Raw genomic sequence first — 1,952 nt, forward strand, 5'->3', positions numbered from 1 at the left:
GGATTGTCGAGCGACCGGATAACGTCGTCATTGAAACATTTGGCCCCCTCCAGCGTCTCTCCGAGCGTATGGCCGGAGACAGTGAGCACCGAAAGATCGAGCTTTGATGAAAGTTTTGCCATGAGCGCAGGCAATCCGCCGGCATAGTAGAAATCTTCCATCAGGTAGCTATCGCCCGTTGGTCTTATGTTTGCGAGAACTGGGGTCGTGCGGCCCGCTTGATCAAGATCGTCCATTGTCAGGTTGACCCCCGCCCGGCGCGCCATTGCAACGAGGTGGACGATGGCATTGGTTGAGCATCCGGTGGCCATAGCGACAGAAACGGCATTGTGTACGGATGCATCGGTCAAAATCTTGCTCGGTACGAGGTCCTCCCAGACCATGTCAATAATCCGACGCCCCACGGCAGATGACATCCGGATATGATTGGAGTCGGCAGCGGGAATCGAACTTGCGCCCGGCAACGTCAAGCCCAAGGCTTCCGCGATCGCCGTCATAGTGCTTGCCGTGCCCATGGTCATGCAATGGCCGTAGGAGCGTGCGATTCCGGCTTCCACCTCAACCCATTCATCGGTCGATAGATTGCCCGCGCGCCGTTCATCCCAGAATTTCCAGGCGTCTGAACCGGAACCCAGAGCTTTTCCGCGGTAGTTGCCACGCAGCATGGGGCCGGCCGGCAGATAGATCATAGGCAGGCCAGCACTCACAGCGCCCATCACCAAGCCCGGTGTGGTCTTGTCACAGCCACCCATCAACACAGCGCCATCGACTGGGTGGGAGCGCAGCAGCTCCTCGACTTCCATCGCCAGCATATTGCGATAAAGCATCGTCGTTGGCTTGACGTAGCTTTCCGACAATGAAAGCGCCGGCAATTCGAGTGGAAATCCGCCGGCCTGAAACACTCCGCGCTTCACATCCTCGACGCGGTGCTTGAAGTGTGCATGGCAAGGGTTGGCATCCGACCAAGTATTCAGGATGGCAATGACCGGCTTTCCGCTCCATTCCTCCGGTGCGTATCCCATCTGCATTGTTCTGGAGCGATGACCCGAACTGCGCAGGTCGTCCGGAGCGAACCAGCGGGCGCTTTTTAATGTTTCTGGAGTTTTTTTCATAGCCATTGCTCAATTGGAAAATGCGACCGGGAAGGAAGCCTCAAACTGTTCATTCCTTCATTCCCCATTTCTGAATGGTATGGCGTTCGATCGTCTGGAACACGAGGTTTTCCACAATAAGGCCGATGATGATCACGGTGAGAAGACCGGCAAAGACTGCGGGAATGTCCAGAAGGTTGCGGTTCTCGAAGATGAACCAGCCGAGCCCGCCCTGCCCCGAAGAAACACCGAATACGAGTTCGGCGGCAATCAACGTACGCCAGGCGAACGCCCAGCCGATTTTCAGGCCGGTCAAGATCGACGGGAACGCAGCGGGAACGAGAATCCGCATCACATAGGATAAACCGGTCAATCCATAATTGCCTCCGACCATGCGTAGCGTTCGCGACACGCCAAGAAAGCCCGCGTGGGTGTTGAGCGCCACCGCCCAAAGCACCGAATGGATAAGCACGAAGACAAGGCTGGAAGCGCCGAGCCCAAACCAGATCAAAGCAAGTGGCAGCAATGAGATGGCGGGTAGCGGATTGAACATCGCCGTCATTGTTTCCAAAAAATCGGTGCCGATCCGTGTGTTGATGGCAAGGATTGTCAAAATGGCTGCTAGCACAGTCCCGGCCACATACCCCGTGATTAGCACCTGAAGCGTCGTCCAGATGCGCGACGGCAGTGTGCCATCGACAAAACGATCATAAAGGGTGGTCAGCGTGTCGCTGAGCGTCGGGAAAAGTAGGGGATTGTCGAGATAGCTTGCATAGACCTGCCAGATGATGGCGAGGACAATAATCAGAACCGTCTTACGCACGGCGCTGATACCCAAGATCAATTCGAGGGAACCGAGCC

The 1,952-nt window shown here is 56.2% G+C and carries 2 protein-coding genes; both read right to left on the minus strand.

Annotated features, from left to right (window positions below):
- A partial coding sequence (locus tag ACXJ5O_RS25560; RefSeq protein ID WP_457302354.1) for a dihydroxy-acid dehydratase occupies positions 1-1,118 on the minus strand: 1,118 nt, incomplete at its 3' end.
- A 43-nt stretch (positions 1,119-1,161) separates the two neighbouring features.
- The coding region (locus tag ACXJ5O_RS25565; RefSeq protein ID WP_457302355.1) for an ABC transporter permease at positions 1,162-1,952 on the minus strand (791 nt) is incomplete at its 5' end.

The organism is Phyllobacterium sp. P5_D12 (assembly GCF_054049495.1).